Here is a 1,125-nt window from a genome sequence, read left to right as displayed (position 1 = left end):
AGCCATGCTCCGGACGCTGGCGATTCCGGCCGACGCCGCCTAGCCGCCCATGATGAGCCCCTGCCCTGCCGCCTCCGCTGAACCGGCTCCGCGCGCAGCACCGCCGGCCCCGGTCCGAGGTCTGCGCGTCGGCGCCCCAGACGGGGACCTGGCGGCGTGGCCGCTCGAGCGGGTGCTGGCGGCGATGCTCCCGGGCGAGGCGCTGGACGCCGGTGACCTGCTGGCGCGGCTTCAGGCCGGCGGCGGAATCCCGCCAGCCCTGTGCACCCTGCAGCACCGACTGCATGAGGGCTGGATCGAGGGCTTCGTGCAGCGGAGTGGCCCCGGCCGCTCGTGCTACCGCCGCATCCCCGGCGTCACCCTGGCTGGCAGCGCAGCAGGCCAGACGCCGCGGAGAGCCAGCGAGCGCCCCTGACCGGCCGGGGGCGACCCACCTGCGGCAGGCGCATGGCCTCGCGAATTGCCTTGCGTTCTGCATCGGCCGGTCGCGCCGGGCAGGAACGAGGTGGGCTTTCCTGCCACATCGAGCGGCGGATCGTGTAATCGACATGCACCCAGAACAAAAACGTTGTTGATCACAGCGGTATACTCTACTCTCTTCCTCGTGATCAGTCAGCGGCGGCAGACAAGGATCAAGAACGTGACTTTCTTTACTTCAAGTGACTCCTGTCTTCCTCTTCCGGAAGAAATCGACGACCTGACCCGCCTCTGGGCCACCATGTCGCGCAAGAACCGGAAGGCGCTCCTGGTCTTCGCCCAGCTGCAGGCCGCAGCCACGGCGCCGCCCCCGCGTCTCGACCCGCCCCGCCTGCACTAGCCGCCCGAGCAGGCGGCGCCCGAACCGGAGGACGCCGTGCCGATCCCTCGTCACATCCTGGTCGTGGAAGACAGCGCCTGCCTGCGCGGCCTGTTCGTCGACGTGCTCTCGGCCCAGCGCGACCTGCTGGTCGATGCCGCCGCGACCATCGCCGAGGCCGAGGCCCTGCTCGGCGGCCCGGACGTCGCCTACGACGCCATCCTGCTGGATCTCGGCCTGCCCGACGGCGACGGCCGCGACCTCTGCCGGCAGCTGCGCCAGCGCGGCCTGCGGATCCCCATCCTCCTGCTGACCGGCGCGGTCGGCGA

General features: G+C 71.1%; 2 protein-coding genes. Both read left to right on the top strand.

Translation table 11 applies throughout. The features are described from left to right. Positions 1 to 184 precede the first annotated feature (184 nt). Complete coding sequence (locus tag ACFHPP_RS31100) at positions 185 to 415, top strand: hypothetical protein (protein ID WP_437167092.1); 231 nt, start codon at positions 185 to 187, stop codon at positions 413 to 415. Positions 416 to 853: 438 nt separating this feature from the next. Next, positions 854 to 1,125: response regulator (locus ACFHPP_RS31095; protein WP_437167091.1), on the top strand; the 272-nt coding region annotated here is incomplete at its 3' end.

This window comes from Falsiroseomonas sp. E2-1-a20 (assembly GCF_051433195.1).
Taxonomy (GTDB): domain Bacteria; phylum Pseudomonadota; class Alphaproteobacteria; order Acetobacterales; family Acetobacteraceae; genus Falsiroseomonas.
Note: the sequence above shows the minus strand (reverse complement) of the source record. Positions and strands in the feature narration are given on the sequence as shown.